Origin of the sequence: Dyadobacter sediminis, assembly GCF_005860765.1 — a bacterium.
In the GTDB taxonomy this organism is placed as follows: domain Bacteria; phylum Bacteroidota; class Bacteroidia; order Cytophagales; family Spirosomataceae; genus Dyadobacter; species Dyadobacter sediminis.
In genome coordinates this window covers 279,179-294,256 of the sequence record NZ_VCEI01000025.1, presented here as the reverse complement: position 1 = coordinate 294,256, position 15,078 = coordinate 279,179, and the positions used below count along the sequence as shown (strand labels likewise).

Genomic DNA, 15,078 nt, shown 5'->3' with positions numbered 1-15,078 from the left:
TATGGTAACGCAACAGATCATTATTCTCATTCTTTTTCTTGCAGCTGCCGGCTACATGGGCTGGCGCTTGTGGAAAGCATTTGACAGCAGAAACAGTGGCGGCTGTGCCAAAGGATGCGGTTGCGCTGCCGACAAGAATGCTTCTGCAAAAGCATGATTGATTTTAAGGAAATGCAGGATTTGAGATATTTTTAAAACATATTATAACAAAACAGAAAACCGCTTTACACCTGTGTAAAGCGGTTTTCTGTTTTAAAGCTGTATATTCAAAAACCTAAGCCGGATTTTTTATAAAGCGCCTCTTTTGATATCTTCCACAACTGCCGGATCGAGCAAAGTAGAAATATCGCCCAAATTGCCCATATCGCCTTCTGATATTTTCCTTAAAATCCGTCGCATGATTTTTCCGGAACGCGTTTTCGGCAAACCCGTTACAAACTGGACTTTATCCGGTTTTGCAATCGGCCCGATAATCCGGGAAACCGTTGCGGCAATGTCTTTTCTGAACATTTCGGCATCTTCCGGCTCGCTTTCCGCAATGACATACGCGTAAATGCCCTGGCCTTTGATATCATGTGTATAACCCACAACGGCCGATTCCACAACGCCAAGGTGCATGTTAATCGCGTTTTCTACTTCCGCCGTCCCGATTCTGTGCCCGGAAACATTCAGTACATCGTCTACGCGGCCTGTGATTCGGTAGTAGCCGTCTTCGTCACGCAGGCAGCCGTCGCCGGTAAAATACATGCCCGGATACGTAGAGAAATAGGTTTGCTTGCAGCGTTCATGATCGCCGTAAGTAGTCCGGATGATGCCCGGCCACGGAAATTTCATGCACAGATTGCCGCTTACGCCGTTTCCTTCAATTTCCTTTCCGTTTTCATCCACAATAACAGGCTGAATTCCGGGCAAAGGCAACGTGGCAAAAGTCGGTTTTTCATGCGTAATGCCGGCGAGCGGTGAAATCATGATGCCGCCGGTTTCCGTTTGCCACCAAGTATCGGCAAGCGGGCAGTTGTCGGAACCGATGTTGGTTTTAAACCAGTGCCATGCTTCTTCATTGATAGGCTCTCCTACCGAACCCAGCTTTTTCAGCGAGGAAAGGTCATGGCCTTTTACATAATCCAGCCCGAAACTCATCAGCGAACGGATGGCAGTCGGAGCCGTATATAAAATATTGACCTGATGCTTTTCAACGATCTGCCACAAACGGCTGGCGTCGGGGTAAGTGGGCACGCCTTCAAAAATAAGCGAAGTTGCTCCGGTGCAAAGCGGGCCGTACACGATATAACTGTGGCCTGTGATCCAGCCAATGTCCGCCGTACAGAAATAAACCTCTTCCGGCTCGTACTGAAATACGTTGGCAAAGGTATAAGCCGCATAAACCATATAACCACCGCAGGTATGCACAACGCCCTTCGGCTTTCCGGTCGAGCCCGATGTATATAAAATAAATAACGGATCTTCTGCGTCCATCGGCTCGGCTGCGCATACCGAATCCACGTGTTTAACTTCTTCTTCCCACCACAGATCGCGGCCTTTCAGCATGGAAACCGGCGTGCGGGTACGCGTCATGACGATGACATGCTTTACAGAACGGCATTGATCCAAAGCTGCATCCACGGTTTCTTTCATCGGAATGACCTTGGAACCGCGGTATGCGCCGTCCGAAGTAATGACCATATTGCATTCGGCATCATTGATACGGTCCGCAATGGATTTGGCAGAAAACCCGCCGAATACAACCGAGTGTATGGCTCCGATCCTTGCGCAGGCCAATACGGCAACAGTCAGTTCAGGGACCATCGGAAGGTATATACAAACCCGGTCGCCTTTTTTTACGCCATGTTTTTTGAGCACATTGGCAAACCGGCAAACGCGGTCGTGCAGCACATTGTAGGAAATGGAAACCGCTTTGTCTTCCGGATCATTGGGCTCCCAAATAATGGCAGGCTGATTACCTATTTGTGCCAAATGCCTGTCGAGTGCATTTTCAGTTATATTCAATACGCCGCCTTCAAACCACTTTACATTTGCCTCATTGAAATTCCAGCTTAATACTTTTTTCCAGGGCTTGCGCCACTGGAATTGTTGGGCTACTTCCGCCCAAAAACCTTCGGGATCTTCTACACTTTGTCTGTAGGCAATCTGATACGCTTCAAAGGTCTTGATTCTCATGATAAATAAAGGTTAAACTTAGGGATAAAGGATAATGGCTGACAATTTATAATTTTCATCTGGTTAGTCCTACTTAATGCAATACAGAATGTTGCGCTTTCCGGACAACCTGCATGCAAGAATCAGCCTGAGGTGTGTTTACCGGATTTTATTCCGCTGTCAATCTTCCAGTTGGATTTTCACGATCCGTTTTTTGTGACCCGCATGCAAAAAGATGTACTTTCGGATTTGTAAACCGCAGAAATGTTTTTTCATGAATAAGCCGAACAGCCAAACAGACCGGCAGGAAGCCGGATTTTCCGAAACCGAAATCGGTTTCATCCAGACGAATCTTAAGGAAAATCCGGGTCAGCTGATTTTGCGTGCCGGGCAGTTTAAAGAGCTGGATGTAAAGAAACTCGCTGCACAGATTTTATCCAGACAAAAAGCCGTCAAGAAACTTCCTGAATGGTCGGCAAATGAAAGACTGATTTTTCCGCCTGCGCTTTCTGTCGAGCAATGTTCTTCGGAAGCAACGGCGCGTTACAAGGCAAGTCTGGTTTCCGGAAAGCAGCTTATGGATGTAACCGGCGGCATGGGCGTCGATTGTTTTTATATGAGCAGGAAATTTGATCACGCACTTTATTTTGAGCAGCAGGAAGAAGTTGCAAAAACGGCGGAATACAATTTTAAACAACTGGGCTGCAACAATATAACTGTCCATAACGCCGATTCTATTCAGGCAATTGAAAATAAAAAAGTGCCTTCGGACTGGATTTATGCCGACCCGGCAAGACGGAATACAAACCGGGAAAAAGTAGTACTGCTTTCCGACTGCACGCCGGATATCACAGCCAGTCTGCCGGTTCTGTTTGAAAATGCACCTAATATTCTGTTAAAAACTTCGCCGCTGCTAGATATTGATCTGGCTTCAAGGGAACTTGAAAATCTGGCAGAAGTGCATGTAATCGGCTACGAACAGGAATGCAAGGAATTGCTTTTTGTCCTTAAAAAAGACTGTAAAACTGAAAATTTTACGATTAAAACACGCATTATCAATGCAGCCGGAGAAGTTCTTCATCAACTTGATTTTGACCGTGAATCCGAACGTAACGCACCTGTTTCCTATTCCAATCCGCTGAGGTATTTGTATGAACCGCATCCGGCCGTTCTGAAAGCAGGCGCATTCAGGACTTTGTGCGCAGAATTCGATACAAGGAAACTGGCCGTCAACAGCCAGTTATATACTTCTGAAAACTACATTCCTGATTTTCCCGGAAGACCTTTTAAAATCGTGGCCGTATGCAAGCCGGATATGCGGGAAATTTCCGGATACATACAAAGCGGCAAAGCCAACCTGACGATCCGGAATTTTCCAGGCAAAACAGAAGAGCTCCGCAAAAAATGGAAACTGAAAGAAGGCGGTGATTTTTACCTTTTTGCTACAACGCTAACGGATAATGCCAAAGTGGTTATTGTAACCACAAAGCCTTAAAATACTTTTGAAAAAATCTGGAAAGGAACTTAGAGAAATAGCTCTTCAAATTCCTTTTCTGAAAACCCGAGTGCAACGGGCTTGCCGCTGGCATCTTCCACAAGCGGCCTTTTGATAACGGAGGTTTTGGAAATCATCAGCTGCACAGCCGAGTCTTCATCTTTTACCAAACTTTTTTCTTCATCCGGAAGCGCTTTCCATGTGGTTCCGGACTTGTTGACGAGTTTTTCCCACGAGTAACTGTCAAACCAGCTTTTCAGCTTTTCGGGCGTGATTCCTTTCTTTTTATAATCGTGGAAAGCGTAGGCAATCTGATGCGTATCCAGCCAGGTTCTCGCCTTTTTGACCGTGTTGCAATTGGGAATTCCGTATACGGTGAACATAAAGTTATTCAATTGAATTTACGCTTCTGTTTCCGACACAACCGGCTCATCCAGCAAGAGATCGGAGCTATGCATTTTCTGATCATCCAACTCTCCTTCCCAGCGCGCAATGACCGCCGTTGCAAGGCAGTTTCCGGTAACATTGACAGAAGTCCGGGCCATATCCATCAGTTCGTCAATTCCCATAATGAGCAGAACCGGCCATTCGGGCATACCGAAATTTGCAATCGCACCTAAAAGAATAACCAGCGTGGCGCGCGGAATTCCGGCAACGCCTTTACTCGTGAGCATTAGCAAAAGGACCATTGTAAATTGCTGCCCCAGTGACATTTCCGTTCCGGTAGCTTGTGCTACGAAAACGGTTGCGAGTGCCAGGTAAAGCGTGGATCCGTCCAGATTGAAGCTGTAACCCGTCGGCATGACAAACGAAACAATCTGACGCGGAACACCGAATTTCTCCATCTTTTCCATGGCCTTGGGCAGAGCCGCCTCGGAACTTGTCGTGGAAAATGCAATGGAAACCGGCTCCACGATGGCTTTGGCAAATTTCAGGACAGGAATTTTTGCGATCAACGCAACGGGTACAAAAACGATCAGTATAAATACAATCAGCGCGCAATAGAGTGTCGCCAGCAACAGCGCAAGGTTTTTCAGTACGTCAATGCCCATGTGTCCGACCGTTTCCGCAATGGCCGCGCCTACGCCGATCGGCGCAAAAAGCATGATGATTTTGGTCAGCTTAAACATGACTTCCGCCAAAAGCTCCACGCCGTGTACAAATTTTTCCTTTTTGACTGTCGGCAGCAAGGCAAGGCTTATTCCGAAAAGTACGCTGAAAACAACAATCTGCAGCACTTCTCCGTGGTAAATGGATTTGGCGATGTTTTCCGGAAACGAATGAACTATGATATCCTGCCAGGTCTGCTCATTAACCTTCGGTAAAGTGGCATTCAGCGTTGCAGGCGGAATAATGCCTACACCAGGCTTGAACCAGTTGGCAAAAAACAGCCCGATCAGCAAGGCAAAAGTAGTAACGACTTCAAAGTACAAAAGCGATTTCCAGCCCATTCTGCCGACCTGCTTCAGATCGGAATGACCTGCGATCCCGGTTACGAGCGTGGCAAAAAGCAGCGGTGCAATCACCGTTTTGATCATTTGCAGAAATATCTGTCTCAGAAAATGCAGCCCGGTTCCCATTGCCGGAAAATCATAGCCGATTTCCGTTCCCACAAGCATGGAAATCAGAATGGAAGTAGTCAGGTTTTTTTTAAGGATGGCGTAATAGATCAGTCCGGCCAGGGCAAGCCAGCGCAGAATAATCAGGACGTTTGCGGATAAAGGAACGATGTTGTAAGCACTTAATACGGTTGCTATTGCTGCAATGGTAATCAGTGCAATATTAATAAGGGTAATCTTGCGCTTCATATGGGAATTTAAATAGGGAAATCGTTTGTGATGGTAAACTTATAAAAAATCAGTTTAAGACCAACTATGAAGTTTAATGCTGTTTGGCTGATTTTCGAAATAAATTGTAGGCTTTGAACAATCAGGTTTTATGATTGTACTAAACAAATGCTTATTTATAAAATAAATTTCGGTTTTGAAAAATTTCAATTTCAGGTTTGCCGGATAAAAATACTGAAATTTTGAGTCCGGTAAAACAATCCTTTTTTCAGAACCTGTTCCTCAGCTTACGCATTCTTTCCAACTTTCCGAAATGAAATTTGTACGCGGGCTTTCCACTTTACGGCATGTTTGTCAGAAAACATGGCTCGAATCTTTGGTTTGAGTCTGTAAATTTGATATGTTCGAAAAGTACATTTCCCATTTCAAATCACGGAACAAAAATGAACAAAATACTGATTCCGATCGACTTTTCTGAAAATGCCGAGCGTGCCCTTGCTGCGGCCAGAATTATAGCGGAAAAAGGAAGCACCGAACTCCTTATCATGCATGCCTATGAACCTTATATCGCCGATGTAAGTGTAACGCCGGGCAACGTACTTCCCGGTGTAGGCGGCGCAGACTTTCTTACGCTTACGGATGAACTGGAAAATGAATTCCGCAAAAAACTGGAAGATTATGCCGCCAATCTGACAGCAGAAGGTTATAAGGCGCGTGCAATCTGGGAAATCGGAAGTGTGCAGTCGTCTGTTGAAAACGCAATCAGGGAATATCAGCCCGATATGGCCGTGATCGGAAGAACCGGAACAGGCGGGTTTCTGGACAAACTCGTCGGAAGCTCGGCCACGCACATTGCATTGCATTCCACTTGCCCGGTTCTGATCATTCCGCCTCAGACCAATCCGGACAAATTCAGCAAGGTTGTATATGCCACGCAGTTTGAATACAATGAAAGTGATATTCTGAAAGAAGTATTTGTATTGCTGAATCATTTGGGCAGCAGCCTGACACTGCTGAAAATCAATTCGGATAACCAGCCGAACATTCAGCCCGATAATCAGTATATAGATGAAATAAAGGCGGAATTCGGTGTTACCGACAACAACATCGTGGTCAGAAGTTCAAGGCATGTGCTGGATGGCATCGAGGAATATTGCGACGAGGTCGGCGCCGATCTGCTGATCATGTCCGCTAGGGAACGTTCTTTTCTGGAAGAATATCTGATCAATCCGAGCGTTACAAGAAAGCTGATCGTTGACACGCATGTTCCGTTACTTGTTTTCCATCTTAAGTAAGCATACCGGTGAATAATCCAGAAGAAGGCAGTCAGGTAAATGAGGAAGTCGAAAAACAGGCGATCCGTAAACGCAAACGTTACAGAAAGCACAATCTGCTTACTTCTCCCGGCACGCTTACGTACATCGGTCCGGAAGTTGCCTTAAAAACCAAAATAAGGAAAATCCAGTATAACGAAACGAAATTCAGTGACCAGCCGGTAAAGTCACTGCAGGAATGCCTGCCGGCAAACGGCCCGGAAAAACAGGTAAACTGGCTGGACGTGGATGGCATTCATGAAATTTCCCTCATCGAAAAACTGGGAAAACTGTACAAGCTGCACCCGCTGTTGCTGGAAGACGTGGTGAACACGGAGCATAAGCCCAAGCTGGAAATGTATGATACCGGCCATTTGTTCCTGACGCTGAAAATGCTGCATGTGGAAACCGAATCGCCGATCTGCATTTCTTCGGAGCATGTAAGCTTTGTACTGACGGATCATTATCTGATTTCTTTTCAGGAAGAACTCACCAGCGATATTTTCACGCCCGTACTGAAAAGGCTGGAAGCGTCCGTCGGGAAAACACGCCGTAATGGTCCTGATTATCTGCTGTTTGCCTTGATGGATATTATCGTGGACAATTATTTCATTGTGCTTGAAAAACTCGGCGATAATCTGGATCAGGCCGAAGATCAGGTCATCCGGGGAACTGAAAATATGTCTTTGACCGATCTGTATTCGCTGAAACGTGAACTAACAACGGTCAGACGGCAGATATGGCCACTGCGCGATATGATCAGCCAGCTGATGAGAGAAGACAATCCGCAAATTGGCAAAGATGTAATTCCTTATTACAGAGATTTATACGACCATACGATGCAGGTTTTGGACACGATTGACTCCTATCGTGAACTGGTAGCCAGCCTTGCGGACGTTCATTTGTCCACAATCAGCAACAAAATGAACTCGGTCATGAAAACACTGACGATTTTCTCGGCCGTATTCATGCCGCTTACGTTTATTGTGGGTGTTTACGGAATGAATTTCGAATACATGCCCGAGCTGAAAATGCGTTACGGTTACTTTTATGTCTGGGGTTTGATGGCGGTTGTGACCGTTGCGCTTATTTTCTATTTCAGATCTAAAAAATGGTTTTGAAAACATTTGTTTCGATTGCAACGTACACATTTGCGTTATTTCTGTTTGCAAAACTGTAATGAATTCCGGGGTTTGATACCTTTGCAGTGAAAAATCATTGGAATGAATAGTATCGGATACAACGCCCAGACGATTACAACAAGTGCTGCTTACATACTCACAGACAGCCGCCAGATTTCTTTTCCGGAACAAAGCATCTTTTTTGCAATCAGAGGAAACCGGCACGACGGCCATCAGTTTCTCCCCTATTTGTACGCAAGCGGCGTAAGGGAATTTGTGGTGGAAGAAAATGCCTTTACAGAACCGCTCCGGAAAGAAACTGAAAAATGGAGCGATGCCAGCATCTGGGTTGTACCGTCGAGCATACGCGCCTTGCAAAAACTGGTGGCGGATAAAAGAAGAAATTTCCATATACCGGTTGTGGGAATTGCCGGCAGCAACGGCAAAACGATAGTAAAGGAATGGCTTGTGCAGTTGCTATCGCCGGGTAAAAGAATCGTCTCAAGCCCGAAAAGCTATAATTCGCAGATCGGCGTTCCATTGTCTGTTTGGAATATGGGAAATGAACATGAACTGGCCATTTTTGAAGCCGGCATTTCCCAGGTGCACGAAATGGAGTATCTTCAGCCGGTTATGCTTCCTACCATCGGGATTTTCACCAATATCGGTTCTGCGCATGATGACGGTTTCAAAAGCCGCAAGCAGAAAATTACGGAAAAGCTCCGCCTTTTTACCAAAGTCAGAAAACTCATTTACCGTAAGGATTATACGGCCATTGATGAAGAAATCAGTCTGATTCTACGGCCTGTCAATTCATTTCTGCAAACCATAAGTTGGGGAAAACCAGATTCCGGCGCTGACATCAGCGTGATATGCAAACCGGAAAATACGGGAACAGTCATTTCTTTTTCCGGATTGTTTGGCGAACTGCGGTTTGAAACCGCGTTCAGAGATGATGCTTCGCTGGAAAACCTGACGCACTGCATCATTTTCATGCTAGATTTTGGAATTTCCGCACCCGTGATTCAGGAAAGAATTCAGCTTCTCAAGCCCGTTTCCATGCGGCTTGAACTGAAAGAGGGAATCAACCACAGTTATTTAATCGACGATACATACAACAATGACATTCAGGGTCTTCTGATGGCGCTCAACTTTCTTTCACAACAGGAACAGCGGCAGAAGAAAACGGTTATTCTTTCGGATGTGCTGCAAACCGGGCAAACACCGGGCGAACTTTACGGAACGGTTGCGAAGCTGTTAAAAGAAAAATCGGTCAGTCATCTGATCGGCATCGGAAAGGAAATATGCAGCCAGTCCGCACTTTTTGACGTTCCACAAAAAGATTTTTATAAAGATACGGATTCATTCCTGCGTGATTTTCCGTTTGACACCCTTTCAGACAGCATGGTGCTTGTGAAAGGCGCCCGGCCTTTTTCATTTGAAAGAATTGTCCACCGACTGCAGCAAAAAGCGCATGGAACCGTACTGGAAATCAATCTGGATTCGCTTTCCCATAACCTGAATTACTACAAGTCCAAAATCGGTCAGGAAACCAAGGTAATGGCAATGGTGAAAGCCTTTGCTTACGGAAGCGGAAGCTCGGAAGTGGCTGCCTTGCTGCAATATCATCGTCTGGATTATCTGGGAGTCGCTTATGCGGACGAAGGCGTTTCATTGCGGCAGAACGGCATTACGCTGCCCATTATGGTCATGAATGCAACAATGCCTGCTTTCGATTTGCTTTTGCAATACAAACTGGAACCGGAAATTTACAGCCGGCGCATGCTTGCAGACTGGATTGCTTACGTCAACAAAAACGGCGCACAGGCTGAAATTCCTGCTGTTCACCTGAAACTGGACACGGGTATGCACCGGCTGGGATTTGTCAAAGACGATTATGAATGGCTGTCCGAACAGCTGAAACAGAACCCGGCTATCAAAGTTGCTTCGGTATTTTCGCATCTGGTCGGCGCGGACGAAGGCGTTCATAACGAATTTTCCAGAAAGCAGTTTGAACTTTTTATGGAAGGTGCGCTGCGCATCGAGGCAGCACTGGGCTATAAGACCATCAAGCATATTCTTAATTCTGCAGGCATTGTACGCTTTCCGGATTACAAACTGGATATGGTGCGGCTTGGGATCGGGCTTTACGGCGTAGAGGCAACCGGACAGGAACAGCATGCACTTTTGCCGGTCGGGACGCTGAAAACAATTGTTTCGCAGATCAAATACCTTTCGGCAGGAGAAACCGTCGGTTACAGCCGCAAAGGAGAACTGAAACATGATGCTGCCATTGCAACGCTGGCCATTGGCTACGCCGACGGTTATGACCGCCGACTCGGCAATGGCGTTGGGCACATTTGCGTAAACGGAACTTTATGTCCGACTGTCGGAAATATTTGTATGGATATGACGATGATCGACGTAACGAACGCCAGCGTGGATGAAGGCGATGAAGTGATTGTTTTCGGAAAAGAAGTGCCGATTACTGAACTTGCAAAACGCATTGGCACGATCCCCTATGAAATCTTGACGGGCATAGGAGATCGTGTCAAACGGGTATTTTACAAAGAGTAATCAAGCATTCTGATCGCTGTGTGCCTCGGTTTCCTGATCGGCGGGTTCGGCTATTTCCGTTACGGGCGAATCCGCTTTGGCGACAGTTTCATCTTCAAATAACTTGGTGGCCATTACTTCTTCCAGCGTGACGTAGTAAAATGCCTTGTGCACGTTCAGCGGTTCGCTGCCTTCTTCTATTTCGCATTTCTTGTAAGTGCCGTCTTCCTGCATTTCATACGCATTCACATTGTCTTTGAGGCTGTAATAGAGAATATGAATGGCTTCCTGCCTCACACGCGGATCGACCAGCTTGAACAAGGATTCAATTCGTCTGTCAAAACTCCTGACCATTGCATCCGCGCTTCCGCCATAAACCAGCGGATTTCCGTTCTGATGAAAATAAAATATCCGTGAATGTTCCAGAAAATCGCCGACAAGTGAACGCACTGTAATATTTTCACTCAGGCCAACCCTTTGCGGGCGCAGGCAGCACATGCCTCTCACAATGAGCTTAACAGGAACGCCGGCCGACGATGCTTTGTAAAGTTCCAGAATCGTATCCCGGTCTTCCAGCGAATTTATTTTAATGCAAATTCCGCTTTTCAGGCCGGCTGCTGCATTTTCCGCTTCTTTCTGGATCAGCTCAATCAGCTTGTGGCGCATGTAGCGCGGCGCTGTGATCAGGTTCTGGTATTCGGAAGGGATGGAATGGCCGGTGATGACGTTGAAAAACTCCGAAATATCATGCGTGTATTCCTCATTGGAAGTAAGCAGTCCGGTATCGGTATAAAGCCTTGACGTGTCTTCGTTGTAATTACCGCTGGATAAATGCGCATAGCGCAGCACACGGTTTCCTTCATTCCGTACAATGAGCAAAAGTTTGGTATGCGTTTTCAGCAAACCGATTCCGTAAATGACAAAGCATCCCGCTTTCTGCAGACGTTGTGCTTCACGGATATTGTTTTCTTCATCAAACCTGGCTTTTACTTCAAACAGAACGGCAACGTGCTTGCCGTTTTCTGCAGCATGAAGCAAAGCCTCCGTCACCCTCGAATTTTTGGCCAACCTGTAAATAGTCAGCTTGATAGACAGCACTTTAGGATCTTCAGCGGCTTGTTCGAGCAACTGAAGAACCGGCTCAAAGTTATTGTAAGGATGATGCAGCAGGATATCTCTTTCCCGCATGGCCTCAAAAATGTCCGGAATACGCTCGCGTTCCAGTCCGAGCGGCGGAACCGGCGGATGCGTGGTCGGGATCTGGTCTTTAAACTCAGGATGCTTGATGATGCTCCATAATGCCGTATAATCAATCAGACCGTCAACTGGAAAAACATTGTAATCATCAATTTCCCAGCGTTTCTTGATCAGATTCAGCAAATCCGGGTTCATATCCGGCTCAATGGAAACCTGTACTACACGGCCCAGACGGCGGCTTTTGATCTTCTGCTTGATTTCATCAATGAAATCCGCTTCAATGTCATCGCTTTCTTCCAGTGTAAAATCCCCGTTCCGGATGATCCGGAAAAGGTTGGTGGACACAATATCCACATTGCGGTAAAGCTTGTCGATATATGCCCGTACAATGGTTTCGACCGGAATCAGCAACAGTTCATCTTCGCGTTCAATCACATAAAATCTCGGAAGATTGGGCGGAAGCTGTACGAACGAAAGTTTGCGGTCTTCTTCGGAAGTCGTGCCTTTGACCTGCGTCATCACGCCCAGCACCAGTACTTTTGCCAGCAGAATAGGAAATGCATGCGTGTAGTCAAACAGCATGGGCGTGAGCATCGGATAAATGGTGCGCTCAAAATACTCTTCAACGGCTGCTTTTTCTTCAGGCTCGGTTTCCTCAAGACCAATGATCCGGAAACCATGCTGTGCAAACAACGGCAATAACTGATTTTTATAGCACTCATTTTGCCTGTGTACATAATCGTGCAGTTCGCGCATGAGCACTTTCCTGAAGGGAATTTCGCGCAAGCCCGAATAATCAAGCCGCTCTTTTCCGAAATCAAGGTAATTGTACAAACTTCCGACACGAATAGTAAAAAATTCGTCCAGATTGGAAGCTGTAATGGCGAGGAATTTAAGTCTGTCAAAAAGGTTGCGTTCTTCGTTGGTCGCCTGATCCAGAACACGGTCATTGAATTTAAGCCAGCTCAGGTCGCGACTGATCAAATCACTTTGCTGGACAAGCGTATTGGCTTTTTCCGTGGAGGAATTAACCGCTTTGACTTCTTCCAGCGGAGCCTGCGTCCTGGGACTTTTGAGAAAAGAGAACAAATTTGTCAGTTTGTTACCTTTTTCATTATTGTATATGGAATCTGAGCCGAACATATCTTGATTCAATTAACGTTTCTGTGATTAATGGCACCTGAAATTTAACGTATACGCGTGTGTATTGTTTTTGTTTTTATCCGGATTTTGCTTGCAATGCTCTGAAAAAAGAAACGGATGACTGATTATTACAGCCATCCGTTTCACCTGTTTACTAAAACCGACTGCTATACATCAACACGTGCATACTTTGCATTTTTCTCGATAAAATCGCGTCTTGGCGCCACTTCATCACCCATCAGCATGGAGAACAAATGGTCTGCCTCGGCAGCTGATTCCACGGTAACCTGTTTAAGACTTCTGCGCTCGGGGTTCATGGTTGTTTCCCATAACTGTTCCGCATTCATTTCACCCAAACCCTTGTAACGCTGTACGTTCACGGAATCTTCACGGCCTCCGCCTATTTCCTTAACCGCCGTTTCGCGCTGTGCTTCAGTCCAGCAATATCTTTCCTCACGGCCTTTTTTCACAAGGTACAACGGCGGCTGTGCAATGTAGATATAACCGTTGTCGATAAGGATTTTCATATACCGGAAAAAGAAAGTAAGAATCAGCGTCCGGATGTGGCTTCCGTCAATATCCGCATCCGTCATGATCACAATCTTGTGATAACGCAGCTTGTCAATATTCAAAGCCCTTTCGTCGCCGTCCTTTCCGATCTGCACACCCATGGCGGTGAACATGTTCTTGATTTCCTCATTTTCGTAAATGCGGTATTCCTGCGCTTTTTCCACGTTCAGGATCTTACCGCGCAATGGCAATATTGCCTGAAATGCGCGGTTACGGCCCTGCTTTGCAGTTCCGCCCGCAGAATCCCCTTCCACAAGATACAATTCGCATATGTTAGGATCCGTTTCAGAGCAGTCGGACAACTTGCCAGGCAAACCCGTGCCGGTCAGAACGTTTTTGCGCTGCACCATTTCACGCGCTTTTTTAGCCGCGATACGTGCTTTGGCTGCCAGAATAACCTTGTCAATGATAATCCGTGCTTCTTTCGGGTGTTCGTTCAGGTAAGTATCCAGCATTTCGGCAACTACCTGGCTTACCGCACTTGTCACTTCGGAGTTTCCGAGTTTGGTTTTGGTTTGTCCTTCAAACTGCGGCTCGGCTACTTTAATGGAAATGACGGCTGTCAGACCTTCACGAAAGTCGTCTCCGCTGATCTCTACTTTTTCCTTTGCAAGAATGCCGGATTTCTCAGCGTAGTTTTTCAGCGTTCTTGTCAATGCAGCCCGGAAACCGGAAACGTGCGTTCCTCCTTCAATGGTGTTGATGTTATTCACATAGGAAAACACATTTTCACTGTAAGAAGTATTGTACATCATTGCCACTTCAACCGGAATAACACCTTTGGCATTTTCCATGTAGATCGGCTCCGGAATCAATGGCTGGCGGGTAGCATCCAGGTAAGTAACGAATTCGTTGAGACCGACTGTTGAATGAAATTCTTCTCCGCGGAACTTGCCTTCTTCATCCTCTTCCCGCTTGTCTTCCAGCGTAATCCTGATTCCTTTGTTCAGATAAGCCAGTTCCCGCATACGCGTGGCCACCGTTTCGTACTTGAACTCCGTAACCGTAAAAATGGTATCGTCCGGCAGGAAGTGAATCATGGTTCCGGTTTTCTCCGATTCACCGATCACGCGGGTCGGGTACAAAGGCTTTCCTTCGCTGAATTCCTGCTCGAATATTTTTCCTTCGCGGTGAACTTCGGCACGAAGATGTATGGAAAGTGCATTTACGCAGGAAACCCCCACGCCGTGCAAACCTCCTGAAACCTTGTAAGTATCTTTGTCGAATTTACCGCCGGCATGCAGCACCGTCAGTACCACTTCCAGTGCTGATTTCTTTTCTTTCGGGTGCATTCCGGTAGGAATACCGCGGCCGTTATCCTGAACAGTAATGGAGTTATCTTTTTCTATCGTAACATTGATGGTGTCGCAGTATCCTGCCATCGCCTCATCAATGGAATTGTCAACTACTTCCCATATCAAGTGGTGAACGCCTTTAAAACCGGTATCACCAATATACATGGCCGGACGCTTGCGGACGGCCTCCAACCCTTCAAGAACCTGTATATTTTCGGCTGAATAACTATTTACTTCAATTACTGTTTCGTTTGACATATAGTTTGTTTTACACTTGGATAAAAAGAACCATTTTCAGGCTTTTTAAGCTTGTAAAGATACGCATTTTCCGGCAGGAATCCAGGTTTTCAGCCGGATTTGTTACCGCTTCCGGCACAGAATAAAAATATTAAATAACCAATACGGAGCATGTCCGGCCATTTGAACGAAAAGCACTGCGAAGCA

Annotated in this window: 10 protein-coding genes; 5 read left to right on the top strand and 5 right to left on the bottom strand. The window is 46.2% G+C overall.

Annotation, left to right across the window (positions count from 1 at the left end; all coding sequences use genetic code 11):
* The first annotated feature begins 1 nt into the window (after position 1).
* A complete protein-coding gene (locus FEM55_RS13580; protein WP_138281916.1) occupies positions 2–157 on the top strand; it encodes a FeoB-associated Cys-rich membrane protein in 156 nt (51 codons plus the stop codon).
* Between the two features lie 131 nt (positions 158–288).
* Here FEM55_RS13580 and acs read toward each other — a convergent pair whose 3' ends face one another.
* A complete protein-coding gene (acs, locus tag FEM55_RS13575; protein WP_138281915.1) occupies positions 289–2,178 on the bottom strand; it encodes an acetate--CoA ligase in 1,890 nt (629 codons plus the stop codon).
* Between the two features lie 253 nt (positions 2,179–2,431).
* On the opposite strand from acs, the gene FEM55_RS13570 reads away from it, so the two are divergent.
* A complete protein-coding gene (locus tag FEM55_RS13570) occupies positions 2,432–3,652 on the top strand; it encodes a THUMP-like domain-containing protein (protein WP_138281914.1) in 1,221 nt (406 codons plus the stop codon).
* 29 nt (positions 3,653–3,681) lie between these two features.
* Here the strand turns inward: FEM55_RS13570 and FEM55_RS13565 are convergent, their stop codons facing one another.
* Positions 3,682–4,035, bottom strand: coding sequence for an ArsC family reductase (locus FEM55_RS13565; protein WP_138281913.1), 354 nt, complete (start codon positions 4,033–4,035; stop codon positions 3,682–3,684).
* An 18-nt stretch (positions 4,036–4,053) separates the two neighbouring features.
* Positions 4,054–5,460 carry a dicarboxylate/amino acid:cation symporter gene (locus FEM55_RS13560; protein ID WP_138281912.1) on the bottom strand — a complete coding sequence of 469 codons (1,407 nt, stop codon included), beginning with the start codon at positions 5,458–5,460 and terminating at the stop codon, positions 4,054–4,056.
* A gap of 422 nt (positions 5,461–5,882) precedes the next feature.
* Between FEM55_RS13560 and FEM55_RS13555 the strand changes: the two genes are divergently transcribed.
* The 3 genes from FEM55_RS13555 to FEM55_RS13545 all read left to right on the top strand — a co-directional run bounded on the left by FEM55_RS13555 (position 5,883) and on the right by FEM55_RS13545 (position 10,450).
* Entirely contained in the window at positions 5,883–6,734 is an 852-nt protein-coding gene (locus FEM55_RS13555; RefSeq protein ID WP_138281911.1) for a universal stress protein, read from the top strand.
* 8 nt (positions 6,735–6,742) lie between these two features.
* On the top strand, positions 6,743–7,873 hold the full coding sequence (gene corA, locus FEM55_RS13550; protein WP_229209252.1) for a magnesium/cobalt transporter CorA: 1,131 nt from the start codon (positions 6,743–6,745) through the stop codon (positions 7,871–7,873).
* Between the two features lie 102 nt (positions 7,874–7,975).
* Positions 7,976–10,450: a bifunctional UDP-N-acetylmuramoyl-tripeptide:D-alanyl-D-alanine ligase/alanine racemase gene (locus FEM55_RS13545; RefSeq protein WP_138281910.1), complete on the top strand. Its 2,475-nt coding sequence runs from the start codon at positions 7,976–7,978 to the stop codon at positions 10,448–10,450.
* Here the strand turns inward: FEM55_RS13545 and ppk1 are convergent, their stop codons facing one another.
* Both ppk1 and gyrB read right to left on the bottom strand, forming a co-directional pair.
* Positions 10,451–12,769: a polyphosphate kinase 1 gene (gene ppk1 / locus FEM55_RS13540; protein ID WP_138281909.1), complete on the bottom strand. Its 2,319-nt coding sequence runs from the start codon at positions 12,767–12,769 to the stop codon at positions 10,451–10,453. It abuts the gene before it with no gap.
* A 167-nt stretch (positions 12,770–12,936) separates the two neighbouring features.
* Entirely contained in the window at positions 12,937–14,892 is a 1,956-nt protein-coding gene (gene gyrB, locus FEM55_RS13535) for a DNA topoisomerase (ATP-hydrolyzing) subunit B (RefSeq protein WP_138281908.1), read from the bottom strand.
* Between the last annotated feature and the right edge of the window lie 186 nt (positions 14,893–15,078).

What these genes read in the sequence shown, in the direction of transcription:
- FEM55_RS13565 (WP_138281913.1), bottom strand. Translation starts at nt 4,035, where the DNA reads ATGTTCACCGTATACGGAATTCCCAATTGCAACACGGTCAAAAAGGCG.
- gyrB (WP_138281908.1), bottom strand. Translation starts at nt 14,892, where the DNA reads ATGTCAAACGAAACAGTAATTGAAGTAAATAGTTATTCAGCCGAAAAT.
- FEM55_RS13560 (WP_138281912.1), bottom strand. Translation starts at nt 5,460, where the DNA reads ATGAAGCGCAAGATTACCCTTATTAATATTGCACTGATTACCATTGCA.
- FEM55_RS13545 (WP_138281910.1), top strand. Translation starts at nt 7,976, where the DNA reads ATGAATAGTATCGGATACAACGCCCAGACGATTACAACAAGTGCTGCT.
- acs (WP_138281915.1), bottom strand. Translation starts at nt 2,178, where the DNA reads ATGAGAATCAAGACCTTTGAAGCGTATCAGATTGCCTACAGACAAAGT.
- FEM55_RS13570 (WP_138281914.1), top strand. Translation starts at nt 2,432, where the DNA reads ATGAATAAGCCGAACAGCCAAACAGACCGGCAGGAAGCCGGATTTTCC.
- FEM55_RS13580 (WP_138281916.1), top strand. Translation starts at nt 2, where the DNA reads ATGGTAACGCAACAGATCATTATTCTCATTCTTTTTCTTGCAGCTGCC.
- FEM55_RS13555 (WP_138281911.1), top strand. Translation starts at nt 5,883, where the DNA reads ATGAACAAAATACTGATTCCGATCGACTTTTCTGAAAATGCCGAGCGT.
- ppk1 (WP_138281909.1), bottom strand. Translation starts at nt 12,769, where the DNA reads ATGTTCGGCTCAGATTCCATATACAATAATGAAAAAGGTAACAAACTG.